The sequence below is a fragment of the Pseudomonas sp. yb_5 genome (genome assembly GCF_043103865.1).
In the GTDB taxonomy this organism is placed as follows: Bacteria; Pseudomonadota; Gammaproteobacteria; order Pseudomonadales; family Pseudomonadaceae; genus Aquipseudomonas; species Aquipseudomonas putida_Y.
In genome coordinates, this window is sequence record NZ_JBICKE010000058.1 from 1 (window position 1) to 24,761 (window position 24,761).

The window sequence follows — 24,761 nt, forward strand, 5'->3', positions numbered from 1 at the left end:
CGGGTGGAGATTGGCCAGCAGGCCCGGCCTCTTCGCGGGTAAACTCGATCCTACGGCGGCCTGTGTCCAACCACCGATGCGTGTCCACCCCCCATCTGTGTAGGAGCGGGTTCACCCGCGAATACGGTGGCGACGGCAAAGGTGAACGGCGGGTGAAGATTGGCCAGCAGGCCCGGCCCTTTCGCGGGTAAACCCGCTCCTACAGGCCCCACAACGGCCGCAATGGTCTTACCAGTAGTTCTCGACAGCCACCTGCCCGGGCCGCTTGCTCAGGCTCAGTTGCAGGTCTCGCGCCTTGAGGACCTTGCGGGTTTCGTCGATCATTTCCGGGTTACCGCACAGCATCACCCGCGAATGCTCCGGTGACAGTTCAAGCCCTGCCGCCCTCTCCAGTTCGCCATTCTCGATCAACGTCGTAATCCGCTGGTTCAGCGCCCCCGGGTGCTGTTCACGGGTCACCACGGGAATGAACTGCAACTTGCCCGCGTACTCAGCCAGATAATCGCGCTGTTCCAGCCCGGCAATCTCATCCACATAGGCCAGCTCCTTGGCTTCGCGTACCGAATACACCAGCTTGATGCTGTCGAAACGCTCCCAGGCCTCGAAGTCCTGCAGGATCGACATAAAGGGCGCAATGCCGGTACCGGTGGCCAGCAGCCATAGATCACGACCACCGACGAAGCGGTCGAGGGTGAGGAAGCCGAACGCCTGGCGGTCGATCAGCAACGTATCGCCTGCCCCCAAACGGCTCAGCTCACTGGTGAACTCACCACCTGGCACCACGATGGAAAAGAAGTCCAGATACTCATCATGGGGCGCGCTGACCATGGAATAGGCGCGCCACACCACGCTACCATCGGCCTTGGTCACACCTAGCCGGGCAAATTGGCCGGAACGGAAGCGGAACCCCGCGTCGCGCGTAACCCGCAGGCTGAAGAGGTTCGGCGTCAGTGGCTGAACATCGAGCAGTGTCTGGCGGGTGAACTTGTCGGCGCTAGCGGTCATATCGGGCTCCAGGGTTGGCGTGTGCACAGTGTCGCCTAAAGTGGCCAGGATAAAAACCACCGCTTTGTAGGGCCTCATAGAGTGCAACCGGGCCGAAGTCGCAGAAAATCCTGATCGCTATAACAAAAAATTCCCAACAGGATGGTAGGTCTTTTCCTACAATCTTCCGGGTACTCAAACGGATTGGATTCTGCGCGCCTCCAAGGAGTGCCTCAGATGTATCAATGGAAACCTGAACATCTTCATGCCTTCGTCAGCGAACGGAGCCCGCAGAAGCTGTTCGACATCGCAGTCCACCTGGCTCAGGGCCTGGGCATGGATTACCTTGGGCTGAACATCCGTATTCAGATCGCTACGCAAACGCCAAGGCTGTACCTCTACAGCAACTACCCAAGTGAGTGGATCGAGCGCTACCAGCGCGACGACTTCTACAAGCAGGACCCGGCGGCGAACCTCAGCCACAGCTCGACGACGCCGGTACTGTGGACCGATGAACTGTACAAGGAAGCCCCGCAATTTCGCGAAATGGCCTGCCAGCATGGCTTGCGCCACGGCTGGACACAGTCGCTTCACGATCTGCAGCACAACGAAAGCCAGATCAGTGTCGCTCGACCAAACGGCCACATCGATGTGTTCGAGCTGTACGACAAAGCCGGTAGTGTGCAGTGGCTGTGCCACACCCTTCACGCGGTACTGGGCGAGCATCACCTGAACGCACTGTGCCCACCCCAACCGAAAATGAGCGAGCGTGAACTGGAAGTGCTGAAATGGTCTGCCGCCGGCAAGACCGCTGCCGATGTAGCCTGCATCCTCTCCCTGTCGCAAAGCACGGTCAACTTCCATATCCGCAGCGTGATCACCAAGACCAATGCAGCCAACAAGGCCGGAGCCATCGCCATTGCCGCCTTGCGTGGCTGGATCTGACCTCCAAGCCTGCGGCCTTGGGCAAAGCCCTGTAGAATCGCCCGGCAAAGCCCGGGGCGAACCGCAACGGGCAGTTTCGTACCCGAGCCAGACGCCATGCCCCTGTTGACCACCCCCTACGCCGAACTCGACCTGATCCGCCAGCCGGAGCAGGCCAACGACCCGTTGCAGGCTTTCGATGCCGCCGACGAGTACCTGCTTGCGCAGCTACACGATCAGGCACCTGACGCCAATTGCCGGGTACTGGTGCTCAATGACAGCTTCGGTGCCCTGGCCGCCAGCCTGGCGGGCCAGCTGCAGGTGGTCAGCAGCGGTGACTCGCACCTGGGGCATCTGGCCCTGGAAAAGAACCTGGCGCGCAATGGCCTGCCATTCGACAGTGTGCCGTTCGTACCGGCCAGCGAGCACTGGCAAGGCCCGTTTGATCGGGTGCTGGTGCGTGTACCCAAGACCCTGGCCCTGCTCGAAGAACAACTGATCCGCCTGCAAGGCCAGCTGGCCCCCGGTGCGCAGGTGATTGCCGGGGCGATGATCAAGCACCTGCCACGGGCGGCCGGCGACCTGATGGAGAAGTACATCGGCCCCGTACAGGCTTCGCTGGCACAGAAAAAAGCCCGCTTGCTGACTGCAACGGTTGCCGAGCGGCCGCTCGCCAAGTCCCCCTACCCTAGCGGCTACCGCCTCGACGTGCCGGCACTGGAATTGATCAACCACGCCAACGTGTTCTGCCGTGAAGGCCTGGATATCGGTACCCGGGCGTTCCTCCCGCATCTGCCACGCGACCTCGGCCGTGCGCGGGTGGCAGACCTGGGCTGCGGTAACGGCGTACTCGCGATTGCCAGCGCCCTGGCCAACCCGGAGGCCGAGTACACCCTGGTCGACGAGTCGTACATGGCGGTGCAATCGGCGCAGGAGAACTGGCAGGCAGCGTTGGGCGAGCGCCCGGCGACCTTCGTCGCGGCCGATGGCCTGGCCGGGCTGGAGAAGCAGTCGCTGGACGTGGTGCTGTGCAACCCGCCGTTCCACCAACAGCAGGTAGTAGGTGATTTCCTGGCCTGGCGCATGTTCCAGCAGGCGCGTGAAGCGCTGGTGGTAGGTGGGGCGCTGTACATCGTGGGTAACCGGCACCTGGGCTATCACAGCAAGCTGGCGCGGTTGTTCCGCGGCGTTGAGCAGGTGGCGGCAACGCCCAAGTTCGTCATTCTGAAAGCCCGCAAGTAAGCGCGCCACCGCCCCCGTAGGAGCGGGCTTGCCCGCGAACACCGGCAACGCCGGTGCCATCTAGCGCGTTGCCTGCTTCGCGGGCAAGCCCGCTGCCGCTCTTTATCAATGTGTGGTCAGGCCCGCCGCCCCCATGAACAGCCGCATCACCCAGGCCGCCACACCCAGCGCCGCGACGCTCATCGCCCAGATCAGCAACAGCCAACCCAGTCGCTGCCACAGCGGTTTCTTGTCTTCCAAGCCATGCTTGCCAGTCATCATGCGGCCCTCCTAGTGATAGCCGTCTTCGTGGGTTACCTTGCCGCGGAACACGTAGTAGCTCCAGAAGGTATACATGAGGATAAACGGCAGGATGAACAGGGTACCCACCAGCATGAAGCCCTGGCTTTGCGGTGGCGCTGCGGCATCCCAGATCGAGATCGACGGCGGGATGATGTTAGGCCACAGGCTGATTCCCAAGCCGCTGTAGCCAAGGAAGATCAGTACCAGAGTGAGCAGGAACGGCGTGTAGTGCGCGTTGCGCGCCACCGCTTTGAGCAACCCGTAGAACGTCACCAGCACCAGCAGCGGTACCGGCATGAACCAGATCAGGTTGGGCATGCTGAACCAGCGGTCGGCAATCTGCGGGTAGGCGATTGGGGTCCACAGGCTGACGATACCGATCACCACCAGCAGCACCAGCGCCAGCGGCCGGGCCATGTCGTGCATCTTCTGTTGCAGCGGCCCTTCAGTCTTCATGATCAGCCAGGTGCAACCCAGCAGGGTGTAGGCCACGATCAACCCCAGCCCGCAGAACAGGCTGAACGGGGTCAGCCAGTCCAGGGTGCCACCGGCGAAATGCCGGTCGACCACCTTGAAGCCTTCCAGGAACGCACCCAACGCCACGCCCTGGAAGAAGGTGGCAATCAGCGAACCCCAGATGAAAGCCTTGTCCCAGATATGCCGCTTGTCAGCCTTGGCCTTGAAGCGGAACTCGAAGGCCACGCCCCGGAAGATCAGGCCGATCAGCATCAGGATCAGGGGCAGGTACAGGGCCTCGAGGACCACGGCATAGGCCATCGGGAAGGCCCCGAACAGTCCGGCACCGCCCAGGATCAACCAGGTTTCGTTGCCGTCCCATACCGGCGCGACAGTGTTCATCATTACATCACGGTCCTGCTCGCCCTTGACGAAGGGGAAGAGCATGCCGATCCCCAGGTCGAATCCGTCCATCACCACGTACATCATGACGCCGAAGATGATGATCACGGCCCAGATCAGTGGAAGGTCGATACCCATGGTTCAGTTCCCCTTGTTCAAGCTGGCAGAGGTGGCCTCGCGGCCATCATCGGCGGCGGACAAAGGCCGTGCCGGCGTGCGTTTCTGGCCTGGGCCTCCCGGTGTGTGCTCATCACCCTCGCCGGTCTGCGGCCCTTTGCGCACCAGGCGCATCATGTAGCCAAGGCCGGTGCCAAACAGGGCGAAGTACACCACCACGAAGGCCACAAGGGTGAAGCCGAGCTGCGCGTAGCTGTGGTTGGAAACACCGTCCGCCGTGCGCATCAGGCCGTACACCACCCAGGGCTGGCGGCCAATTTCGGTAGTGAACCAGCCGGCCAGCACCGCGATCAGCCCGGATGGCCCCATCCACAGGGCCACATGCAGGAACGGGCGCGAACTGTACAGTGTGCCGCGTTTGCGCAACCACAGGCTCCACAGGCCGACGAAGATCATCAGGAAACCAAGCCCGACCATGATCCGGAACGACCAGAATACGATGGTGGAGTTAGGCCGGTCCTCGGGCGGGAACTCCTTCATCGCCGGCACCTGCTTGTCCAGGCTATGGGTCAGGATCAGGCTGCCGAGCGCCGGGATCTCGATCTTGAACCGGGTAGTCTCGGCCTCCATGTCGGGAATGCCAAACAGGATCAGCGGAGTCGGCTCACCGGGCACGTTCTCCCAGTGGCCTTCGATCGCGGCAATTTTCACCGGCTGGTGCTTGAGGGTATTGAGGCCGTGGAAATCACCGATCACTGCCTGAATCGGGGCGACGATCAGTGCCATCCACATGGCCATCGACAGCATCTTGCGTACGGCCGGGTTGTCACGCCCGCGCAGCAGGTGCCAGGCCGCCGAGGCACCGACGAAGAACGCGGTGGAAACGAACGCGGCAGTGGCCATGTGCATCAGGCGGTAGGGGAACGAGGGGTTGAACACCACCGCAAACCAGTCCACCGGCACCACCCGACCATCGATGATCTCGTGACCTTGCGGGGTTTGCATCCAGCTGTTCGAGGCGAGAATCCAGAAGGTCGAAACCAGCGTACCGAGCGCTACCATCACCGTGGAGAAGAAGTGCAGACCACGGCCGACGCGATTCCAGCCAAACAGCATGACGCCCAGGAAGCCGGCCTCGAGGAAGAACGCAGTCAGTACTTCGTAGGTGAGCAGCGGGCCGGTGACGGCGCCGGCAAAGTCGGAGAAGCGGCTCCAGTTGGTGCCGAACTGGTAGGCCATGACCAGGCCGGAGACCACGCCCATGCCGAAGTTGACGGCGAAGATCTTCGACCAGAAGTGATAGAGGTCACGGTAAACCTGGTTGTGGGTCCGCAGCCAGAGGCCTTCAAGGACTGCCAGGTAGCTCGCCAGGCCAATGGTGATGGCCGGGAACAGGATGTGGAATGACACGGTAAAGGCAAACTGCATTCGGGCGAGCTCTAAGGCCTCTATTCCGAACATGGTGCTTCCTCTTCAGATAATCCGGCGTCCGGGCTTGTGGCCCCAGTCGCCCACTGCCCCCACTGGGTCGAGTACGGCGTGTTGGAATTGTTCTGTTCGATCGCAGGGATTCCGGCCAGACGGCCAATTCATTGATCTGGAACGATTGACCCAGATCAATGAATGCTTGGAAGCATAGTCCCGAATGGCCCGATGGGGCGTGTGGTGGATTGCCGCGTGACCTGTTGCCTCACCCTCTTTAATAAACAGTAGAAAAGTGCCGACCTGAGCAAACAGTAACTGCTTGTTACAAACAGGTGATACGCTGCGCGCCCCTCTACTGCGCCGAGGCCACTGATTTCCGATGTCCGATTCCGCACCGCAGTTGTTGCGTCACCATCGTCCTTTTCTGGCCTTCTGGCTGGCCCGTGTGTTCACCGCCAGCGGCTTCCAGATGCTCACCGTGGCCATCGGCTGGCACCTCTACCAATTGACCGGCAACGTACTGGACCTGGGCCTGGTCGGCCTGGTCGAGTTCGCCCCACGGGTGCTGTTCATGCTGCACACCGGCCATGTCGCCGACCGCTATGACAGGCGCAAGGTCGCCGCCCTGTGCCAGAGCCTTCAGGGGCTGATTGCCCTGGCACTGGCGGTGGGCAGCGCTACCGACAACGTCACCCGCGAACTGATCTTTGCCCTGGCCTTCCTGCTCGGCGCCAGCCGCTCATTCGAAATGCCGGCAACCCAGGCGCTGTTGCCCAATGTGGTACCGGCCGGGCTGTTCCCGCGGGCAGTGGCGGCGTCGGCCTCGGCCACCCAGTCGGCGACCATCGTGGCGCCGGCGGTGGGCGGTTTCCTGTATGCCTTTGGCAGCATGTGGGTGTATGGCCCGACGGTGGCCCTGTACGCCATTGCCTGCGTGCTGACCCTGAGCCTGCAGGCACACGGCCAGGTCGCCCAGCGCGGGCGCGCCAGCATCGAATCGCTGCTGGCTGGCATCCGCTTCATTCGCAGCCGGCCCGACATCCTCGGCGCCATCTCGCTGGACCTGTTCGCAGTATTGCTGGGCGGGGCCACCGCGTTGCTGCCGGTATTTGCCAAGGACATCCTGCTGACCGGCCCGATGGGACTTGGCCTGTTGCGCTCGGCGCCAGCGGTGGGGGCGTTGCTGATGTCGCTCTGGCTGGCGCGCTTCCCGTTCCAGCGCAACGTCGGGCGGACGATGTTCACTGCGGTCGGCGTGTTCGGCGTGGCGACCATCGCCTTCGGCCTGTCGACCTCGTTCTGGTTCTCGCTGGCGGTACTGGTGGTACTGGGTGCGGCAGACATGATCAGCATGGTCATTCGCAGTTCGTTCGTGCAGCTGGAGACACCGGATGAAATGCGTGGGCGGGTGAGCGCAGTGAACGGCTTGTTCATCGGTGCCTCGAACCAACTCGGTGAGTTCGAATCGGGGGTGACCGCGCACTGGTTTGGTACAGTGCCGGCGGTGGTGCTGGGTGGGGTGGGCACCTTGGTGGTGACCGGGGTGTGGATAAAACTGTTCCCTACCCTGGCCAAGCGGGATCGGTTGCATAACGGGTGATGGGTTACCTGTGCCGGACTCTTCGCGGGCAAGCCCGCGTCTACAGGGGACCTTACCCGCGAAGAGCCAGAAAAACCCATTCCCCAACGGCCATAGGCCCCCGCCATGCATGCTGGTATGATGCGCGGCTTTTTTCCTCCCCACACAAAACCACGGCATCCGGTACGGTCTGTGCTTTGCTGATGGGGTCGATACATTCATGGCGCCGGGGGCGCCTTGGGGAGCGGGAATGCTGGAAAGGCTGTTTCAACTAAGAGCACACAACACCAACGTGCGCACCGAGATTCTCGCGGGCGTCACCACCTTCCTGGCCATGGCCTACATCCTGTTCGTCAACCCGAGCATCCTCGGCGAGACCGGCATGGACAAGGGCGCGATCTTCGTCGCCACCTGCCTGGCAGCGGCCATCGGCTCCGCCACCATGGGCCTGATTGCCAACTACCCGATCGCCCTGGCACCGGGCATGGGCCTGAACGCGTTCTTCACCTACACCGTGGTGCTGCACATGGGCCACACCTGGCAGGTGGCACTGGGTGCCGTGTTCCTGTCGGCGGTGATGTTCTTCCTGCTGTCGATCTTCCGCATCCGCGAGTGGATCGTGAACAGCATTCCGCTGCCGCTGCGTTCGGCGATTGCCGCCGGTATCGGCCTGTTTCTGGCATTGATCGCCCTGAATAACGCAGGCATCGTCGTCGATAACCCAGCCACTTTGGTGGGCATGGGCGACCTCAAGCAGCCCTCGGTGATTCTCGCCACGCTGGGCTTCTTCCTGATCGTCGGCCTTGAGTCGCTGAAGGTGCGCGGCGCGGTATTGATCGGCATCCTGGCCGTCACCGTTGCGTCGATCGCCATGGGCGTCACGCCGTTCGGCGGGATCGTGTCGATGCCACCGTCGCTGGCACCCACCTTCCTGCAGCTGGACATCGCCGGCGCCCTCGATGTGGGCCTTGTCAGCGTGATCTTCGCGTTCCTGTTCGTCGACCTGTTCGACAACTCCGGCACCCTGATCGCCGTGGCCAAGCGCGCGGGCCTGATGGGCAAGGACGGCCACATGCCGAAGATGGGCCGGGCCCTGATCGCCGACAGCACCGCTGCCATGGCCGGTTCGCTGCTGGGTACCTCGACCACCACCAGCTACATCGAATCTGCTGCGGGTGTGAGCGCCGGTGGCCGTACCGGCCTGACTGCCATCGTGGTTGCCGTGCTGTTCCTGCTGGCGCTGTTCTTCGCTCCGCTGGCCGGTAGCGTACCGGCCTTCGCCACGGCCCCGGCGTTGCTGTTCGTCGCCGTGCTGATGGCCTCGGGCCTGGCAGAAATAAACTGGGACGACGTGACCGAAGCCGCGCCGGTTGTCGTGACTGCCCTGGCCATGCCGCTGACCTACTCGATCGCCAACGGCATCGCCTTCGGCTTCATCGCCTGGACCGCCGTCAAGCTGATTTCGGGCCGCCACCGCGACCTGAACCCGGCGCTGGTGATCCTTTCCATCCTGTTCGTCATCAAGCTAGGCTGGTTCAACGCATGAGTGCTGCTTTCGACCCCTCCTCCTACGCCCCCCAGCTGGATGCCAAAGTGGCCCGGCTGCGCGAGCTGCTGGCGCCGTTCGGCGCGCCGGAGCCGACTGTTTTCGACTCACCGCGCGAGCATTACCGCCTGCGCGCCGAGTTCCGCCTGTGGCGCGAGGATGGCCAGCGCCACTACGCCATGTTCGCCCCAGGCGAGAAGCACAAGGCAATCCTGATCGACGATTTCCCCATTGCCAGCCAGCGCATCAACGCACTGATGCCACGCCTGAAAGCGGCCTGGCAGGCCAGCGAAGAACTGGGCAACCGCCTGTTCCAGGTTGAGTTCCTCACCACTCTGGCTGGCGATGCGATGATCACGATGTGCTATCACCGCCCGCTGGACGAGGCCTGGGAAGTGGAGGCACGGCAACTGGCGGAAGCGCTGGGCGTGAGCGTCATTGGCCGTTCCAAGGGCAAGCGCCTGGTTATCGGCCGCGACTACGCGGTGGAAAAGCTCGACGTGGCTGGCCGCGTGTTCAGCTATCGCCAGCCTGAGGGTGCGTTCACCCAGCCCAACGGCGCAGTGAACCAGAAGATGCTCAGCTGGGCCTTCGAGGCCATTGGCGAGCGTGAGGATGACTTGCTGGAGCTGTATTGCGGCAACGGCAACTTCACCCTGCCGCTGGCCACGCGTGTACGCCAGGTGCTGGCCACCGAAATCAGCAAGACGTCGGTCAATGCTGCACTGAGCAACCTCGACGAGAACGCTGTGGATAACGTGCGGCTGGTACGTTTGTCGGCAGAGGAACTGACCCAGGCACTCAATGAGGTGCGGCCGTTCCGTCGCCTGGAAGGCATCGACCTGAAGAGTTATCAGTTCGGTACCGTGTTCGTCGACCCACCGCGTGCGGGGATGGACCCGGATACCTGCGAGCTGACCCGTCGTTTCGAACGCATCCTGTACATCTCGTGCAACCCGGAAACACTGGCAGCGAACATTGCCCAGTTGCAGGATACCCACCGCATCGAGCGCTGTGCATTGTTTGACCAGTTCCCGTATACCCACCATATGGAAAGTGGGGTTCTGCTGGTTCGGCGCTGATCGTTGTATTGCCGGGGCTGCTTTGCAGCCCATTCGCGGGCAAGCCCGCTCCTACATTGATCGGCATACAGCCCGTTGCTCGGCGTACGCAGATCGTTGTAGGAGCGGGCTTGCCCGCGAATGGGCCGCAGAGCGGCCCCAAGCCTCACCTCAGAAGTCGAAGAAGACTGTCTCCCCTTCCCCCTGAATACGGATATCGAAGCGATATGCCGTCTTCCCGTCCACTTCGCAACGCTTGGCAATCAAGGTTTCACGCCGCTGCGGCTGCTCGATCAGGTTGAGCACCGGGCACTTGGCATTGGCCTGGGCCTCATCATCGAAATACAGGCGCGTGTGCAGGTGGATATTGATCCCACGAGCAAACAGGCTGATGTTGATGTGCGGTGCCATCGGCACGCCAGCAGCGTTGTTCACCACACCCGGCTTGACCGTTTGCAGCGTCCACTCACCGGCATCGAAGGTGGTAGCCGTGCGGCCAAAGCTGTTGAAGGCGTTTTCCAGGTTGTAGGCATCCTGGTACTCACCGTTGGCGTCGGCCTGCCACACTTCCAGGAACGAATCGCGCACCAGGTGGCCGTTCCCGTCGTATACATGGCCGATCAGCAGAATGTGCTCGCCCGGGGCGTCTGGCTTGGCCAGGCAGTTCCAGATTTCCTGGTCGCGGGTCGGGTTGCCAGCGGCTTCCAGGGCCAGGCCGATGTGCACGTAGGGGCCGGCAGTCTGCGAAGGGGTTTCCGGCAGCAGTTCGATTGGCATGGCGGGGTCCTCAGCAGTTTTCGAAGTGGGTCTTGCGCTGGCCGCGCAGCACGATGTCGAAGCGGTAGGCCAGGCAGTCCATCGGGTTGGCGTTGCTCATGTCGAGCTTGGCGATCAACTGCTGCACGGCTTGCGGGTTGGCGATCGACTTGACGATCGGGCACATCGGGATCAGCGGGTCACCTTCGAAATACAACTGGGTGATCAGCTTGGTGGCGATCGACGGGCCGCTGATGGCGAAGTGGATATGCGCCGGGCGCCAATCGTTCGGGCCGTTGCGCCATGGGTACGGGCCCGGCTTGATGGTGCGGAAGCTGTAGTAGCCGTCGCGGTCGGTCAGGCACCGGCCAACACCGCCGAAGTTCGGGTCCAGTGGCGCCAGATAGCGGTCGTTCTTGTGGCGATAGCGGCCGCCGGAGTTGGCCTGCCACATCTCCACCAAGGTGTTCGGCACAGGCTTGCCGTACTGGTCGACGACACGACCGGCGACGATGATGCGCTCGCCGATTGGCAGGCCACCGTTATTGAAATTCAGCAGCAGATCATGGTCGTGGGCGCCGAAGCCCAGGTGGGAAAAGTCCGGACCAGTGGTTTCGCTGATCGACTGCGGAATGCTGACCAGGGCCTGGCGCGGCGAGCGGGCAACGGAGGTCTTGTAGTCAGGCGTAAGGGCTTTGGGGTGCCAGTTGCGATCACGGATCACGAAGCGGCTGTTGTCCTGGGCGGGCATGCCGGTTTCCTCTCTTGGAATTGTGAGAACGCCTGGGCGTGGCAGGCGGACTTGCAGTTTCCGGCAGGCGGTACGCGATGAATATTGAAATCGACCACTTGATACATAACCAAATGGTTATGTATCAACACCTCAGCCTGACACGTACCGCCTTCGTGAACTAATCTTTGTCTTCTTGTTTCACGCTCGGGAGAGCACTCATGGAATGGCGAAAAGGCCGACGCAGCGACAACGTGGTCGATGCCAGAGGTGGCGGTGGCGGCGGCATGCGTTTCGGCGGCGGCAAAGGGCTGGGCCTCGGGGCGATTCTGCTGATCGTCGGCATCGGCTGGCTCACCGGGCAGGACCCGCTGCAGATTCTTGGCCAGCTTGCCGGCCAGATGGAGCAACAGCAGACAGCACCCAGTGGCACAAGCGGCAAGGCCCCTCCGGCCAACGACCAGCAGGCCGAGTTTGTCGCCTCGATTCTGGGCGACACCGAGGACACCTGGAAAGCCCTGTTCGCCCAGGCCGGCAAACAATACCGTGACCCCAAGCTGGTCCTGTTCAGTGGCCAGGTCAACTCGGCCTGTGGTTTTGCCTCGGCAGCGGTCGGGCCGTTCTATTGCCCGGCGGACCAGCGGGTGTATCTGGACATGTCGTTCTTCCGCGAAATGGAAACCCGCTTCGCTGCAGCTGGCGACTTCGCCCAGGCTTACGTGATCGCCCACGAAATCGGTCACCATGTGCAGACACTGCTGGGCGTTTCGGCCAAGGTCGACGCCGCACGTCGCGCCGGCCAGCGCATGGAGGGCGACAACGGCCTGTTGGTGCGCCAGGAGTTGCAGGCCGACTGCCTGGCTGGCGTATGGGCCTACCAGGCACAGAAACGCCTGAACTGGCTGGAGCCAGGCGATGTCGAGGAAGCGCTGAATGCGGCCAATGCCATTGGCGACGACCGCCTGCAGCAGCAAAGCCGCGGGCGCGTGGTGCCGGACTCGTTCACCCACGGCACCTCGGCGCAGCGCGTACGCTGGTTCAAGACCGGGTTTGCCGAAGGTGAAGTGAACCGCTGCGATACCTTCAGTGCGCGTACCCTCTGATACCCGGCCCAATAGCGAGTGAATGAGAGCGCGTGCTGATATTTTGCTGAAAAAGCGTTTCAGCTTCCACAATCATGGCCGATAACACCTGCACGAATCAGCGGGCATCCAGAACAAAAACGCCTTGCGATCGAAGATCAAGAGAGCGAAATCAACTTCTGGAGAGCGTGCATGAACAGCTGGTTCGCCAACATCAGCGTCAACCTCAAACTCGGCCTGGGCTTCGGCCTGGTGCTGGTCCTCACCGGCCTGCTGGCCCTCACCGGCTGGACCAGCCTGGGCAGCCTGATCGACCGCAGCAACTGGATGGGCGATATCGGCCAGTTGAACAAGGACCTCACCAACCTGCGCATTGCGCGCCTGCAGTACATGATCGCCAACGGCGACGATACCGCCGCCGCCAACACCCTGGCCAAGCTGGATGCATTCAGCAAGCAGCAGGCCTACCTGGCCACCACCTTCAAAAGCCCGGAGAACATCAAGCTGTTGGGTGAACTGGGCGAAACCATCAGCGCCTACAAGGTGTCGCTGAACAAGATGCGCCAGGGCTATGACGCCACCCGCGCGGCGCGCGTTTCCATGGACAGCTCGGCCATCCGCGCCGACCAGGCCATGGATGCGCTCAGCCGGGAGGTGATGGCTCGCCCCGAGGCTGACAGCGTGCGCCTGGCCCAGTACCAGCTGATCAGCAAGGCCCGCCAGCAATTGCTGCAGGTACGCATCGATGTGCGTGGCTACATCGCCGACAACAGCAGCGCCAACGAGCAGGCTGCCCTGCGCCAGCTGGATGCAGCACTGGCCGATACCGACAACCTCAAGCGCCAGCTGCCCAGCGAAGACACGCGCCTGCAACAGTTCGAAAACGCGGTACTGGCCTATCGTGAGGCCGTGCGCCAGTTCCGCGACGCGGTTGCCAACATCACCACCTCGCGCGCCGAAATGACCGTGCAGGGCGCCGACATCGTCAAGCGCAGCGACGCGCTGTACCAGATCCAGCTAGAGCGCCGTGACATCGAGAGTACCCAGGCCCGCAGCCTACAGGCCATTGCCACGCTGCTGGCGCTGCTGGTCGGCGTGCTGGCGGCGGTGCTGATCACCCGCCAGATCACTCGCCCCTTGCAAGACACCCTGATGGCCGTGGAAAAGATCGCCAGCGGCGACCTTACCCAGCACATGCGCGTCACCCGCCGCGACGAACTGGGCGTACTGCAGCAAGGCATAGCACGTATGGGCACCACCCTGCGCGAGCTGATCAGCGGCATCCGCGATGGCGTCACCCAGATCGCCAGCGCAGCCGAAGAGCTGTCGGCAGTCACCGAACAGACCAGCGCCGGCGCCAACAGCCAGAAAGTCGAGACCGACCAGGTGGCCACCGCCATGCACGAAATGGCCGCCACCGTACAGGAAGTGGCGCGCAATGCCGAGCAGGCCTCACATGCAGCCACCGGTGCCGATGACGAAGCTCGGGCCGGCGACCGCGTGGTAGGCGAAGCGATTGGCCAGATCGAACGCCTGGCCGAAGACATGCACCGCTCTACCGAGGCCATGAACCTGCTGCAGCAGGAAAGCCAGAAGATTGGAAGCGTGATGGACGTGATCAAGTCGGTGGCCGAACAGACCAACCTGCTGGCGCTCAACGCAGCGATCGAGGCGGCACGCGCCGGCGAGGCGGGCCGTGGCTTTGCCGTGGTTGCCGACGAAGTGCGCGGCCTGGCCCAGCGCACACAGAAGTCTACCGAAGAGATCGAAGAGCTGATTGCCAGCCTGCAGCACGGCACCCAGCAAGTGGCGAGTGCCATGCAGGGCAGCCGTACCCTGACCGACAGCAGCGTCGAACTGGCGCGAAAGGCCGGGTCATCACTGGAGAGCATTACCAGTACGGTATCGAGCATCCAGTCGATGAACCAGCAGATTGCTGCAGCGGCAGAGCAGCAGAGTGCGGTGGCTGAAGAGATCAGCCGAAGCATCCTGAATGTACGTGATGTGTCAGAGCAGACCGCAGCAGCCAGTGACGAGACGGCAGCGTCGAGTGTGGAACTGGCGCGGCTGGGTGGGCAGTTGCAGACACTGGTCAGCCAGTTCCGCGTCTGACCGTTGGAACCTGGGGCCGCTTTGCGGCCCTTTCGCGATTCAAGGCCGCCCCCCACATTGATCGACGTACGCAGGTCCTCGTGGGAGCGGCCTTGTGTCGCGATAGGAGGGCAAAGCCCTCCCGGCGTGCTCACAGGTACTACTTGACGATCATCCCCACCCCACGCCCACGTGGGTCGGAAGCGGTCTCAAGCTTCGCTCCATCGACTCGAATCGCCTGGATGTCACCCATCTCCCAGCCCTGGTCCTCCAGCACATAGCCCATCTTCTTCAGCTCGTCAGCTACCGGACCGGTCAGCGGCGCATAGCTGTCGAAGTAGATGGTGTCCTTGGGCAGCAACTGATGGTGCACGCGCTGCGCCGCCACCGCCTTGTCCAGCGGCATGCCGTAGTCGTACAGGTTGTTCATCACCTGGAAGATCGAGGTAAAGATCCGTGAACCACCCGGGGTACCGATAACCAGCTCGACCTTGCCATCGCGGGTCATCAGGCTGGGACTCATCGACGACAGCATGCGCTTGCCCGGTTCGATCGCGTTGGCATCACCGCCGACCACTCCAAAGGCGTTCGCCGCCCCCGGTTTGGCGCTGAAATCATCCATCTCGTCGTTGAGCAGGAAACCGGCGCCCTTCACCACCACACCACTGCCGTAGTCGAGGTTGAGGGTGTAGGTATTGCTGACCGCGTTGCCCTGCTTGTCGATGATCGAGAAATGCGTGGTCTGGTGCGGTTCGAGGCCCGGCTTGACCTTGTCGGTCTCGGAGATGGCCTTCGGGTTGACCTGGGCTGCGCGCTTGGCCAGGTAATCCTTGGCCACCAGTTGGTCCACCGGCACCTTGGTGAAGGCCGGGTCGCCCAGGTAGTCGGCGCGGTCGGCGAACACCCGCTTCTCGATCTCGGCCAACAGGTGGATGTACTGCGCCGAGTTATGCGCCACCCCTTTGAAGTCGGCCGCGCGGTCTTCCTTGATGCCCAGCAACTGGGCCAGCGCCACACCGCCGGAGCTCGGTGGCGGCGCGGTATACACCACATTGCCACGCCAGCTCACGGCCATCGGTTCACGCCATACCGCCTTGTAATCCTTCAGGTCGTCTTTGGTAATCAGGCCTTTGTCAGCCTGCATCTGCGCCACCAGCAAATCGGCGGTCTTGCCTTGATAGAACTCGCTCACGCCCTTGTCGGCTATACGCTCCAGGGTCTGGGCCATTTCCGGCTGCTTGAACAGCTCGCCGACCTTCATGTTGCCGAAGTAATCGTTGAAGTTGGTCGCCGTCTTGAACATGCCCTGGGCATCGTTGCGGTACTGGTACTGCTTTTCCGCCACCTTGAAGCCGTTTTTCGCATAGCCGATGGCCGGGGTCAGCAACTCGCTCCAGGGCAGCTTGCCGAACTTCTGGTGCGCCTCCCACAGGCCCATTACCGTACCGGGTACGCCTGCGGCGCGTGCCCCGACCAGGCTGAGGTTCTCGATGACCTCGCCCGTGTCGTCCAGGTACATGTTGCGCGTGGCGGCCTTGGGCGCGACTTCACGGTAGTCGAGGAAGTAAGGCTTGCCATCGACGAACAGGGTCATGAAGCCGCCACCGCCGATATTACCGGCTTCCGGGTAAGTCACCGCCAGGGTGAAGGCGGTCGCCACTGCCGCGTCCACCGCGTTGCCGCCCTTTTTCAGAATATCGGCGGCCACCTGTGCACCATATTGATCGGGGGCGGCCACCGCGCCGCCCTCCAGGGTGGCGGCGTAAACCGAGGAACAGCTCAGGATCGCGGCTGCGAGAGCCAGGTACTGGAAAGGGACAATGCGCATGACACTTCCTTGGTGTTGTTTTTGTCGAGCACTCAGTAAGGCCGAAGCGCTTCGACTGTGCAATCAACCGTCGGAAGTTTCGCCGCCTGTGGACAGAATTTGTCGCGTTCAGGCAACTCAGCAGGCGTACATCGCCAGCTTGCGCTGGATGAAATCCAGGAAGCACTGGATGCGCAGCGCCAACTGGGTATTGCGGTAATACACCGCGTGGATCGGCTGACGGTAGCCATTGTTGGCCTCGCTCAGCAGCACCTGCAGGCGCCCTGTGCGGATATCTTCGTGGGTCATGAAGTGCGACAGGCTGACGATGCCCTCCCCGGCCAGCGCCAACTGGCGCAGGGTTTCGCCGCTGGAAGCGACCAGCGCCGGGCGGATGCTCCAGCGGTCGCCCTGAGCATGGCGTAGCGGCCAGTGATTGAGCGACTCAGGTTGGCTGAAGCCGAGCAGACAGTGCTCGGCCAGCTCCTCGACCTGCCGTGGCGTGCCGTGCTGCTCCAGGTAGGCCGGACTGGCCAGCACCTGCACCGGGCTGCAACCCAGGCTGCGCGCATGCAGGCTGGAGTCGGCCAGTTCACCGATGCGGATCGCCACATCGGTGCTCTGCTCCAGCAGGTCGATGATCAGGTCGTCAGTGTTGAGCTCCAGTTCGATGCCCGGGTACTGGCGGCGGAACTCGCCGATCCACGGCAGGATGGCATGCAGCATGAACGGCGCCGCAGCATTGATGCGCAATCGCCCGGTCGGGGTCTGGCGGTTCATCGACAGACGCTCTTCCATCTCGTCCATCTGCTGCAGGATCAGCCGCGAGCGCTCAAGAAAGTAGCGCCCCTCTTCGGTAAGGTCCATGCGCCGGGTGGTGCGGTTGACCAGCGTGGTGCCCAGCTTGCCCTCCAGGCGCGACAGGGTGCGGCTGACGGCAGACGGGGTCTGGCCCATCTGCTCGGCAGCAGCGGAAATCGAGCCGCAGTCGATGACGGCGACGAATACCTGGAGTTCTTCGGATCGGGTTTTCACATCTGGGCCTGTGGTTGGTCTGTGCAAGGATTAGATAACCGCTTGTCTAGGCCAAGTCCAGCGGCGCCTGTACGGGCCTATTCGCGGGCTTGCCCGCTCCCACAAGTACTGCAAAGTCCTTGAAACCTGCGTAATACCTGTGGGAGCGGGCAAGCCCGCGAATAGGCCCGTACAGGCATAAAATTACTGTGCCTTGCCAAACACCTTGTCCAGATGAGCCTCATAAGCTGCCAACGCCGCCGGCACATCCGGGCGCTTCATCACATCCACAGCCAGGAAGGTCGGCAGGCCGGTCATGCCGAGGAACTGGTTGGCCTTGTGGAACGGGAAGTACACGGCATCCACCCCTTTGCCTTCAAAGAAATCGCTCGGGTCATCGAACGCCTGCTGCGGCGCGTTCCAGGTCAGCGACAACATGTATTGCTTGCCGTGCACCAAACCACCGCTGCCGTATTTTTGCGAGTGGTCCGAACGGGTACGGCCATCATTGGCATACAGGCTGCCGTGGCCGGCAGTGAATACCTCGTCGATGTACTTCTTAACGGTCCACGGCGCGCCCATCCACCAGCCGGGCATCTGATAGATCACCACATCGGCCCAGAGGAATTTCTCCACCTCTTCCTGGGCATCGTAGCCGCCATCGATGAACGTCTGGCGCACATCGAAACCGGCGCGGTCCAGGTGAGCGATGGCCGCGTCGTGCAAGGTCGCGTTGAGACGGCCTTCGGAGTGAGCGAACTGTTTACCACCATTGAGCAGAAGGATCTTTTTCATGCTGGCCTCCACGGCCGAATCAAAAATTGATGCCGGCAGGTTAGAGGCTCGCGGGGGCGGGATACAGCGGTGACGGGGCAAAATACAATTGACCAGAAGTCACGAATGAGCAATGCATTATTGCCGTAGAATCGACTCACCACCCATCACCGAGTAGCGCCCCATGAGTGAGCCGTTCGCCTTTATCCTCAAAGCCAAGACCCGCCCGGAAATGGCTGATGCGTTCGAAAAGCTGTTCCGTCCCTACGTCGAGCCAAGCCGCCAGGAACCCGGCTGCATCGAGTACCACATGCTGCGCGACCAGCAGGACCCGAGCCTGTTTGTGTTCTTCGAAGTGTGGGCCGACAAGGCCGCGCTGGACGTGCATTCGGCCCTCCCGCACATGGCCGCCTTCTTCGAAAAGCGCATGGACTACCTGGAGCGCGATTTCGATATCCAGAGGGTCGACATGCTCAGCGCTTCGTCCGCTAGCCGCTGATCAGCAGATGGCCGCCGAGTGCGGCCAGGCCGATGAAAAAGCAACGCTTGAACAGCAGCGCGCTGATCCGCTGACGCAGCCACTGCCCCGCCAGCATGCCGAGCAAGGCCGGCGCCAGCATCAGCAGCGACGCTCCTAGCGCCTGGCCACCCAAGGCATCCTGCCCGGCCAGGCCTAGGGCCAAGGCCAGGGTCGACACCGTAAACGACAAACCCAGGGCCTGGATCATCTGCTCGCGGTTCAAACCCAGGCTCTGCAGGTAAGGCACCGCTGGCATCACGAACACCCCGGTCGACGCCGTGACCACACCCGTGACCAGCCCGCACAGCGGTCCCAGCCAGCGCTCGTGTCCCGGGGTCACCTGCAAGCCCGGGCCGACCAACCCATACAACGCATAGACCAGCAAGGCGCCCCCCAACGCGTGCGCAGCCCAGGGGCCACTGTTGATTCCCAGCCACACGCTGCCCAGCAAGGTGCCGACAAAGATCAGTACCAGCATCGGCCCCAGGCGGACCAACAACCCTCGCAGGTGCCCGCCGCAGGCCAACTGCCACAGGTTGGTGAGCGTCGAGGGCACGATCAGCAATGCGGCAGCCTGCGCCGGCGGCATAGCCAGGCCCAACAGGCCCATGGCAATGGTCGGCAGGCCCAGACCGATGACTCCCTTCACTGCGCCAGCCAGCAGGAAGGTCAGTACAACCAGCAACGACAGTGCCGGGCCAATGTTCTGGTAGAAAGCGAGCAAGGTAGTCATGGGGCCGATGATGGCGCACCCCGGGCAACGTGAGAATCTGCCATATACTCAGCCAGCCTCTTGCCAGGACAGAGCCACATGCATTTCGACCTGACCGACCTCAAGCTGTTCCAGCACACCCTGGAGTGCGGCAACATCACCGCCGGCGCCAGCCGCAGCCATCTGTCGCTGCCGGCAGCCAGTGCGCGCATCCGCGCCATGGAAGCATCGCTGGGCATTCCCTTGCTGGAACGTAACCGCCGTGGCGTACAACCAACGCCGGCTGGCCAGGCACTGTTGCAGCATGCACGGCTGATAACGCAGCAGGTCGAACGCCTGCAGTTCGACCTGGGCCAATACGCGCAAGGGCAGCAAGGCCAAGTGCGCCTGCTGTGCAACACCGCAGCGCTGACCGAATACTTGCCCGAACTGCTGGCCAGCTATCTGGCTGAAAACCCGGGCGTCAGCGTGGACGTGCAAGAGCTGCCAAGTTTGCGCATCGTGCAGGCAATTACCCAAGGCATGGCCGACCTGGGCATCGTGTCCACAGCCGCCCCCAGCGAGCACCTGCAGACCAAGCCGTTTCGAGATGACCCGCTGGTGCTAGTGACGCCACAGGGCCACCCCCTGGCCAGTGCGCTGGCGCCAAGCTTCGTCGACAGCCTGGCCCATGGCTATGTCGGCCTGGGGGCCGGCAGTGCATTGGGGTTGTACCTGGAAGAGCAAGCGCTGCACGAGGGGCAGCGCATGCAGGTCCGGGTGCGTGCGGAGGGGTTTGATGGGGTGATCCGCATGGTCGCGGGCGGGGCCGGAATCGGGGTGGTGCCGCTGGCAGCGGTGCAGCGCTGGCAAGGTATGCTGCCATTGCACTGGGTGGCGCTGCAGGAGCCATGGGCCAACCGCCGGTTGCTGGTGTGCGCGCGGGATTTTGCGACATTGCCGGGCTATGCCGCAGAACTGGTAGCCACCTTTACTGGCTGACGCGCTGGGGCGCACACCACTGTCGAGGCAAACCGCCTGCCATAGCGCGGCCAGACACCTGGACGTCGAGCCCAGGCAACTGCGGCGCGGCCGTTGGGCCTATGGTGACCAGTCATTCAGCCAGTCACCAGGAGTTGTGCCATGTCCGATTTCATCACCGTCCTGCGCGAAACCTGCCCGACGCCGGTCGTGGACGCCACCAAGTGGAAGCGCATCGGCGGCGATCCGCACACCGTCAACCTCAATGCCTACCTGTCGGCCGACGGCAGCAAGATCATGGGCACCTGGATCTGCACCCCGGGCAAGTTCGAGGTCAACTACGATAAATGGGAGTTCTGCCACTTCCTCGATGGCTACTGCATCATCACCCCGGAAGGCGAAGAGCCGAAGCACCTGAAAGCGGGTGATGTGTTCGTGATCGAGCCAGGCATGAAAGGTACCTGGGAAGTGGTCGAGACTGTACGTAAGTATTTCGTCTTCGCCTGACTTGCAGGCGCGGGTTTACCTGCTAATGCGGCGGTGAGGCTTCTGTAGCATTCGCGGGTGAACCCGCTCCTACCACGGCCGCGCAATACCTGTAAGCGTGGACGAAAAAAATCGCGGAGCAGACGCCCTTCCCTCTGGTGCGCAGTTACAGAGGGAAGGCCGCCTGGCCCGCGATGAAATCCACCTCTTGCATCACTCCTTCTTGCGATAACCCTCGACGATGGCCGAGAAGTCCTTGCCACCTTCGCCTCGCAGGCTCATGGCCTGGTACAACTGCTGGGCCACGGCACCGAGAATCACCGGTTGGTGTGCCTGGCGTGCCGCTTCGGTAGCCAGCCCCAGGTCCTTGAGCATGAGCTCCGCGCCAAAGCCACCGGTGTAGCCACGCGATGCCGGTGCGGTTTCGATGATGCCCGGCCACGGGTTATAGGTGTCCGAGCTCCAGCAACGTCCGGTCGAACTGTTGATGATGCCGGCCAGCACCTTGGTATCGATACCCAGCGCGTTACCCAGGGCCATGGCCTCGGACACGCCGATCATCGAAATGCCTAACAGCAGGTTGTTGCAGATCTTGGCGATCTGGCCGGTACCGACTTCCCCGCAGTGCACGATGTTGCGACCCATCTGCTCCAGTACCGGCTTGAGGCTGGCGAACAACTCGGTACTGGCGCCAACCATGAACGTCAGGGTGCCGGCCGCGGCGCCGCCAGTGCCACCGGAAACCGGTGCATCACCCATGTCCACGCCCTTGGCCGCTGCAGCCCTGGACACATCACGTGCGGTCTGCGGGTCGATGGTGCTGCAGTCAACGGTCGGCGTGCCAGGACGAATGCCGGCCAATACGCCGTCCTCGTTCAAGTACACGCTACGCACATGGGCTGCGGCCGGCAGCATGGTGATCACCAGCTCGCTGTTGGCCGCCGCGTCCTTGGGCGAGGGGCTGATCTGCCCGCCCAGTTCTGCCAGCTCGGCCAGCACGGCCTTGTTCAGGTCGAACAGGTTCAGCTGATGCCCGGCCTTGATCAGGTTGCGGGCCATGGGCGCGCCCATGTTGCCCAGGCCGATGAATGCGATACGCATGACGTACTCCTTAGCGCAGGCTAATGGTGGTGTTCACACCGTCGTTGACGCTGTCGTCATCGAACCAGCGAGCAGTGACGGTCTTGGTCTGAGTGTAGAACTGCACCACTTGCTTGCCGTACGGCCCGAGGTCACCGAGCTTGGAACCACGCGAGCCGGTGAAGCTGAAGAACGGTACGGGTACCGGGATCGGGATGTTGATGCCGACCTGGCCGATATCGATTTCGCTCTGGAACTTGCGTGCTGCCGCGCCGCTCTGGGTGAACAGGCCGGTGCCGTTGCCGAACGGGTTGGCGTTGACCAGGGCGATGGCCTCGTCGAGCGTGTCGACTTCCAGGGTCACCAGCACCGGGCCGAAGATTTCCTGGGTATACACCTGCATATCGGTCTTCACGCCCGAGAACAGGGTCGGGCCGACAAAGTTGCCTTGTTCGTAACCCGGTACCTTGACGTCACGGCCGTCGAGTTCCAGCTTGGCGCCTTCCTTGATACCGCTTTCGATCAGGCCCAGCACACGCTCCTTGGCACGCTTGGAAACCACCGGGCCAACGTCGGTGTCCGGCTCACAGCCAGCATTGACCTTCAGCTTGCTTGCAGCCTCCTTGATATCCGGCAACCATTCGCGGGCCTTGCCCACCAACACCGCCACCGAGGTAGCCATGCAGCGCTGGCCCGCCGCACCAAAGGCAGCACCGACCAGCGCATTGATGGTTTGCGTGCGGTTGGCATCAGGCAGCACCACCGCGTGGTTCTTGGCGCCCATCATTGACTGCACACGCTTGCCATGCTGGCTGCCGAGGTTGTACACGTGCGTGCCGACTTCAGTAGAGCCCACGAAGGAAATCGCCTTGATGTCCTGGTGGGTGCAAATGGCATCCACCACCTGCTTGCCGCCGTGCACCACGTTCAGCACCCCGGCCGGTACGCCGGCTTCCAGCGCCAGCTCGACCAGAAGCATGGTCGACAGCGGATCCTGCTCGGATGGTTTGAGCACGAAGGTGTTGCCGCAGACGATGGCCATGGGGAACATCCACAGCGGGATCATTGCCGGGAAGTTGAACGGGGTGATGCCAGCGCATACGCCGATCGGCTGGTGCAAGGTGTAGGTATCGACACCGCCGGCGACGTTCTCGGCGAATTCGCCCATCTGCAGGGTACCAATGGACGCAGCATGCTCGACCACTTCCAGACCGCGGAAGATATCGCCTTCAGCGTCGGCCAGGGTCTTGCCCTGCTCGGCGCTGAGCACCTGGGCAATGCGTTTGGTGTGTTCGCGGATCAGCGCCTGCAGCTTGAGCATGATGCGCATGCGGGCGCCGATCGGGGTGTTACGCCAGGTCTGGAATGCGCGTTGCGCGGCGGCCACGGCTGCGTCGACTTCCTCGACGGTGGCGAACGGTACGCGCGCCAGCACCTCTTGGGTGGCCGGGTTGACGATGTCACGCCATTCGGTGGTTTTGGACTCGACCCACTGGCCGTCGATCAGCAGCTTGACCTGCTCAACCTTGGTGCTGTTAGGGGATTGCGGTGCGTTCATCTGCGTTCTCCTTGGAATTGTTGTCGGGACGAGATCGCCAGCGCCGGGCAAACGCGAGGTGGCGTCCTGAGGCTTGTTTCGAGTATAGATGTGCAAACATCCAACAAGAACGCACAAAAAAACCGGATCATCATGCAAAAAGACCTCACATCCCTGAGCGCGCTCAACTGGGACGATTTGAAGTTCTTCCTCGAAGTGGCTCGCACCCGCAAGGCCAGCAGTGCTGCCAAACGGCTGAGCGTGGATTACACCACCGTGTCGCGACGCATCAGCTCGCTGGAGGGCGCGCTGGGCACCTTGCTGTTCGAAAAGTCGCGGACCAACGGCTTTGTGCTGACCGCCGAGGGCCAGCGCCTGCTGGGCTATGCCGAGTCGATCGAGAGCACGCTGCACATGGCTTGCGAACAGGTGTCCGGGTCGGGGGTGGCATTGTCGGGCCATGTGCGCATGGGCTGCACCGAGGGCTTTGGCAGCTTCTTCATCACGCCGCAGCTAAGCCACTTCGTCGACGCCTACCCGGCGATTTCGGTGGACATCCTGCCGCTGCCGCACTTCATCAGCCTGTCCAAACGTGAGGCGGACATCGTCATCGCGCTGGAGCGGCCCGAGCATGGGCCTTATGTGTGCTGCAAGCTGTGCGACTACCGCTTGCGGTTGTATGCCACCCAGGACTACCTGGACAGCCACGCGCCGATCCGCCAGGTGACGGATCTGGCCAAACACCCGTTCATCAGTTACGTGGATGACCTGGCGTTCAGCTCCGAGCTGCTGTACCTGGCCAACCTGATCCCCAACGCCAGCGCGCATTTGCGCAGTACCAGCGTGATCGCGCAGTACACGGCAGCGCTGCAGGGGCGTGGGCTGGCGATATTGCCGTGCTTCCTCGCCGCGCAGGACCCGCGATTGGTCACGGTGTTGCCGGAGGAGATCGAGGTCACGCGGCACTTCTGGATGTACTGCCGGGAAGACTTGCGCAAGTTGAAGCGCATTACCCTGCTGTGGGATTACATCCGCGGGGTGACCGAGGCGAATGCGCCGTTGTTGATGGGGCAAACCCGCGAGATGCGCTTTGCCCAGGACTGATGGGCCTGCGCATTTCCGAAGGCAACACAGCCCCTGTAGGAGCGGGCTTGCCCGCGAACACCGGCGAAGCCGGTGCCAAACACCGCGTTG

General features: G+C 62.6%; 23 protein-coding genes. 11 read left to right on the forward strand and 12 right to left on the reverse strand.

Annotated elements, in window-relative coordinates:
* Window positions 1-228: 228 nt before the first annotated feature.
* The gene (locus ACF8GF_RS08570) at window positions 229-1,005 is read right to left on the reverse strand and encodes a ferredoxin--NADP reductase (RefSeq protein WP_176682515.1); all 777 of its coding nucleotides are present in this window, start codon (window positions 1,003-1,005) and stop codon (window positions 229-231) included.
* 216 nt (window positions 1,006-1,221) lie between these two features.
* On the opposite strand from ACF8GF_RS08570, the gene ACF8GF_RS08575 reads away from it, so the two are divergent.
* Together ACF8GF_RS08575 and ACF8GF_RS08580 are read left to right on the forward strand one after the other, a co-directional pair.
* Window positions 1,222-1,929 carry an autoinducer binding domain-containing protein gene (locus tag ACF8GF_RS08575; RefSeq protein ID WP_176682514.1) on the forward strand — a complete coding sequence of 236 codons (708 nt, stop codon included), beginning with the start codon at window positions 1,222-1,224 and terminating at the stop codon, window positions 1,927-1,929.
* A 96-nt stretch (window positions 1,930-2,025) separates the two neighbouring features.
* Window positions 2,026-3,150, forward strand: coding sequence for a methyltransferase (locus ACF8GF_RS08580; protein WP_176682513.1), 1,125 nt, complete (start codon window positions 2,026-2,028; stop codon window positions 3,148-3,150).
* A 105-nt stretch (window positions 3,151-3,255) separates the two neighbouring features.
* Here ACF8GF_RS08580 and ACF8GF_RS08585 read toward each other — a convergent pair whose 3' ends face one another.
* Genes ACF8GF_RS08585 through ACF8GF_RS08595 form a run of 3 tightly spaced genes read right to left on the reverse strand, consistent with a single transcriptional unit; the run spans window position 3,256 to window position 5,868 of the window.
* Window positions 3,256-3,411 carry a DUF2474 domain-containing protein gene (locus ACF8GF_RS08585; protein WP_012274180.1) on the reverse strand — a complete coding sequence of 52 codons (156 nt, stop codon included), beginning with the start codon at window positions 3,409-3,411 and terminating at the stop codon, window positions 3,256-3,258.
* A 9-nt stretch (window positions 3,412-3,420) separates the two neighbouring features.
* Window positions 3,421-4,428, reverse strand: a complete 1,008-nt coding sequence (gene cydB, locus ACF8GF_RS08590) for a cytochrome d ubiquinol oxidase subunit II (protein WP_003251612.1) — start codon at window positions 4,426-4,428, stop codon at window positions 3,421-3,423.
* A 3-nt stretch (window positions 4,429-4,431) separates the two neighbouring features.
* Window positions 4,432-5,868 carry a cytochrome ubiquinol oxidase subunit I gene (locus ACF8GF_RS08595; protein ID WP_019438403.1) on the reverse strand — a complete coding sequence of 479 codons (1,437 nt, stop codon included), beginning with the start codon at window positions 5,866-5,868 and terminating at the stop codon, window positions 4,432-4,434.
* 343 nt (window positions 5,869-6,211) lie between these two features.
* Here ACF8GF_RS08595 and ACF8GF_RS08600 point away from each other — a divergent pair, with 343 nt between their 5' ends.
* The 3 genes from ACF8GF_RS08600 (at window position 6,212) to trmA (ending at window position 10,039) form a co-directional block, all read left to right on the forward strand.
* On the forward strand, window positions 6,212-7,432 hold the full coding sequence (locus ACF8GF_RS08600; protein WP_176682512.1) for an MFS transporter: 1,221 nt from the start codon (window positions 6,212-6,214) through the stop codon (window positions 7,430-7,432).
* Between the two features lie 229 nt (window positions 7,433-7,661).
* On the forward strand, window positions 7,662-8,957 hold the full coding sequence (locus ACF8GF_RS08605) for an NCS2 family permease (protein ID WP_176682511.1): 1,296 nt from the start codon (window positions 7,662-7,664) through the stop codon (window positions 8,955-8,957).
* Window positions 8,954-10,039, forward strand: a complete 1,086-nt coding sequence (gene trmA, locus ACF8GF_RS08610) for a tRNA (uridine(54)-C5)-methyltransferase TrmA (RefSeq protein WP_392462184.1) — start codon at window positions 8,954-8,956, stop codon at window positions 10,037-10,039. The genes ACF8GF_RS08605 and trmA overlap by 4 nt, the downstream gene beginning before the upstream one ends.
* Window positions 10,040-10,189: 150 nt before the next feature.
* On the opposite strand, the gene pcaG is transcribed toward trmA, so the two are convergent.
* Window positions 10,190-10,795: a protocatechuate 3,4-dioxygenase subunit alpha gene (pcaG, locus tag ACF8GF_RS08615; protein ID WP_010955312.1), complete on the reverse strand. Its 606-nt coding sequence runs from the start codon at window positions 10,793-10,795 to the stop codon at window positions 10,190-10,192.
* Window positions 10,796-10,805: 10 nt separating this feature from the next.
* Complete coding sequence (pcaH, locus tag ACF8GF_RS08620; RefSeq protein WP_392488269.1) at window positions 10,806-11,525, reverse strand: protocatechuate 3,4-dioxygenase subunit beta; 720 nt, start codon at window positions 11,523-11,525, stop codon at window positions 10,806-10,808.
* A 200-nt stretch (window positions 11,526-11,725) separates the two neighbouring features.
* On the opposite strand from pcaH, the gene ACF8GF_RS08625 reads away from it, so the two are divergent.
* Both ACF8GF_RS08625 and ACF8GF_RS08630 read left to right on the forward strand, forming a co-directional pair.
* Window positions 11,726-12,607, forward strand: a complete 882-nt coding sequence (locus ACF8GF_RS08625; protein ID WP_392488270.1) for a neutral zinc metallopeptidase — start codon at window positions 11,726-11,728, stop codon at window positions 12,605-12,607.
* 129 nt (window positions 12,608-12,736) lie between these two features.
* Complete coding sequence (locus ACF8GF_RS08630) at window positions 12,737-14,698, forward strand: methyl-accepting chemotaxis protein (protein ID WP_392462197.1); 1,962 nt, start codon at window positions 12,737-12,739, stop codon at window positions 14,696-14,698.
* 139 nt (window positions 14,699-14,837) lie between these two features.
* On the opposite strand, the gene ggt is transcribed toward ACF8GF_RS08630, so the two are convergent.
* The 3 genes from ggt to ACF8GF_RS08645 all read right to left on the reverse strand — a co-directional run bounded on the left by ggt (window position 14,838) and on the right by ACF8GF_RS08645 (window position 18,293).
* Window positions 14,838-16,505: a gamma-glutamyltransferase gene (gene ggt / locus ACF8GF_RS08635; RefSeq protein ID WP_392488271.1), complete on the reverse strand. Its 1,668-nt coding sequence runs from the start codon at window positions 16,503-16,505 to the stop codon at window positions 14,838-14,840.
* A gap of 117 nt (window positions 16,506-16,622) precedes the next feature.
* Window positions 16,623-17,519 carry a LysR family transcriptional regulator gene (locus ACF8GF_RS08640; RefSeq protein ID WP_392462187.1) on the reverse strand — a complete coding sequence of 299 codons (897 nt, stop codon included), beginning with the start codon at window positions 17,517-17,519 and terminating at the stop codon, window positions 16,623-16,625.
* Window positions 17,520-17,702: 183 nt separating this feature from the next.
* Complete coding sequence (locus tag ACF8GF_RS08645) at window positions 17,703-18,293, reverse strand: NAD(P)H-dependent oxidoreductase (protein WP_176682506.1); 591 nt, start codon at window positions 18,291-18,293, stop codon at window positions 17,703-17,705.
* Between the two features lie 163 nt (window positions 18,294-18,456).
* On the opposite strand from ACF8GF_RS08645, the gene ACF8GF_RS08650 reads away from it, so the two are divergent.
* Entirely contained in the window at window positions 18,457-18,771 is a 315-nt protein-coding gene (locus ACF8GF_RS08650) for a putative quinol monooxygenase (protein ID WP_392488272.1), read from the forward strand.
* Here the strand turns inward: ACF8GF_RS08650 and ACF8GF_RS08655 are convergent.
* Window positions 18,761-19,525 carry a sulfite exporter TauE/SafE family protein gene (locus ACF8GF_RS08655; RefSeq protein ID WP_392488273.1) on the reverse strand — a complete coding sequence of 255 codons (765 nt, stop codon included), beginning with the start codon at window positions 19,523-19,525 and terminating at the stop codon, window positions 18,761-18,763. The genes ACF8GF_RS08650 and ACF8GF_RS08655 overlap by 11 nt on opposite strands.
* A 78-nt stretch (window positions 19,526-19,603) precedes the next feature.
* On the opposite strand from ACF8GF_RS08655, the gene ACF8GF_RS08660 reads away from it, so the two are divergent.
* Both ACF8GF_RS08660 and ACF8GF_RS08665 read left to right on the forward strand, forming a co-directional pair.
* Window positions 19,604-20,485: a LysR substrate-binding domain-containing protein gene (locus ACF8GF_RS08660; RefSeq protein WP_176682503.1), complete on the forward strand. Its 882-nt coding sequence runs from the start codon at window positions 19,604-19,606 to the stop codon at window positions 20,483-20,485.
* Window positions 20,486-20,626: 141 nt separating this feature from the next.
* Window positions 20,627-20,971: a cupin domain-containing protein gene (locus ACF8GF_RS08665; RefSeq protein ID WP_003251579.1), complete on the forward strand. Its 345-nt coding sequence runs from the start codon at window positions 20,627-20,629 to the stop codon at window positions 20,969-20,971.
* 192 nt (window positions 20,972-21,163) lie between these two features.
* Here ACF8GF_RS08665 and mmsB read toward each other — a convergent pair whose 3' ends face one another.
* Complete coding sequence (gene mmsB, locus ACF8GF_RS08670) at window positions 21,164-22,051, reverse strand: 3-hydroxyisobutyrate dehydrogenase (RefSeq protein WP_176682502.1); 888 nt, start codon at window positions 22,049-22,051, stop codon at window positions 21,164-21,166.
* Window positions 22,052-22,061: 10 nt separating this feature from the next.
* The gene (locus ACF8GF_RS08675; protein ID WP_392488274.1) at window positions 22,062-23,588 is read right to left on the reverse strand and encodes a CoA-acylating methylmalonate-semialdehyde dehydrogenase; all 1,527 of its coding nucleotides are present in this window, start codon (window positions 23,586-23,588) and stop codon (window positions 22,062-22,064) included.
* A gap of 132 nt (window positions 23,589-23,720) precedes the next feature.
* On the opposite strand from ACF8GF_RS08675, the gene ACF8GF_RS08680 reads away from it, so the two are divergent.
* Window positions 23,721-24,671, forward strand: a complete 951-nt coding sequence (locus tag ACF8GF_RS08680) for a LysR family transcriptional regulator (protein ID WP_176682500.1) — start codon at window positions 23,721-23,723, stop codon at window positions 24,669-24,671.
* Window positions 24,672-24,761: the final 90 nt, after the last annotated feature.

Bases quoted from the DNA above. Each gene is read 5' to 3' on its own strand.
- ACF8GF_RS08570 (WP_176682515.1), bottom strand. From the start codon at position 1,005: ATGACCGCTAGCGCCGACAAGTTCACCCGCCAGACACTGCTCGATGTT.
- ACF8GF_RS08575 (WP_176682514.1), top strand. From the start codon at position 1,222: ATGTATCAATGGAAACCTGAACATCTTCATGCCTTCGTCAGCGAACGG.
- ACF8GF_RS08580 (WP_176682513.1), top strand. From the start codon at position 2,026: ATGCCCCTGTTGACCACCCCCTACGCCGAACTCGACCTGATCCGCCAG.
- ACF8GF_RS08585 (WP_012274180.1), bottom strand. From the start codon at position 3,411: ATGATGACTGGCAAGCATGGCTTGGAAGACAAGAAACCGCTGTGGCAG.
- cydB (WP_003251612.1), bottom strand. From the start codon at position 4,428: ATGGGTATCGACCTTCCACTGATCTGGGCCGTGATCATCATCTTCGGC.
- ACF8GF_RS08595 (WP_019438403.1), bottom strand. From the start codon at position 5,868: ATGTTCGGAATAGAGGCCTTAGAGCTCGCCCGAATGCAGTTTGCCTTT.
- ACF8GF_RS08600 (WP_176682512.1), top strand. From the start codon at position 6,212: ATGTCCGATTCCGCACCGCAGTTGTTGCGTCACCATCGTCCTTTTCTG.
- ACF8GF_RS08605 (WP_176682511.1), top strand. From the start codon at position 7,662: ATGCTGGAAAGGCTGTTTCAACTAAGAGCACACAACACCAACGTGCGC.
- trmA (WP_392462184.1), top strand. From the start codon at position 8,954: ATGAGTGCTGCTTTCGACCCCTCCTCCTACGCCCCCCAGCTGGATGCC.
- pcaG (WP_010955312.1), bottom strand. From the start codon at position 10,795: ATGCCAATCGAACTGCTGCCGGAAACCCCTTCGCAGACTGCCGGCCCC.
- pcaH (WP_392488269.1), bottom strand. From the start codon at position 11,525: ATGCCCGCCCAGGACAACAGCCGCTTCGTGATCCGTGATCGCAACTGG.
- ACF8GF_RS08625 (WP_392488270.1), top strand. From the start codon at position 11,726: ATGGAATGGCGAAAAGGCCGACGCAGCGACAACGTGGTCGATGCCAGA.
- ggt (WP_392488271.1), bottom strand. From the start codon at position 16,505: ATGCGCATTGTCCCTTTCCAGTACCTGGCTCTCGCAGCCGCGATCCTG.
- ACF8GF_RS08645 (WP_176682506.1), bottom strand. From the start codon at position 18,293: ATGAAAAAGATCCTTCTGCTCAATGGTGGTAAACAGTTCGCTCACTCC.
- ACF8GF_RS08650 (WP_392488272.1), top strand. From the start codon at position 18,457: ATGAGTGAGCCGTTCGCCTTTATCCTCAAAGCCAAGACCCGCCCGGAA.
- ACF8GF_RS08655 (WP_392488273.1), bottom strand. From the start codon at position 19,525: ATGACTACCTTGCTCGCTTTCTACCAGAACATTGGCCCGGCACTGTCG.
- ACF8GF_RS08660 (WP_176682503.1), top strand. From the start codon at position 19,604: ATGCATTTCGACCTGACCGACCTCAAGCTGTTCCAGCACACCCTGGAG.
- ACF8GF_RS08665 (WP_003251579.1), top strand. From the start codon at position 20,627: ATGTCCGATTTCATCACCGTCCTGCGCGAAACCTGCCCGACGCCGGTC.
- mmsB (WP_176682502.1), bottom strand. From the start codon at position 22,051: ATGCGTATCGCATTCATCGGCCTGGGCAACATGGGCGCGCCCATGGCC.
- ACF8GF_RS08675 (WP_392488274.1), bottom strand. From the start codon at position 23,588: ATGAACGCACCGCAATCCCCTAACAGCACCAAGGTTGAGCAGGTCAAG.
- ACF8GF_RS08680 (WP_176682500.1), top strand. From the start codon at position 23,721: ATGCAAAAAGACCTCACATCCCTGAGCGCGCTCAACTGGGACGATTTG.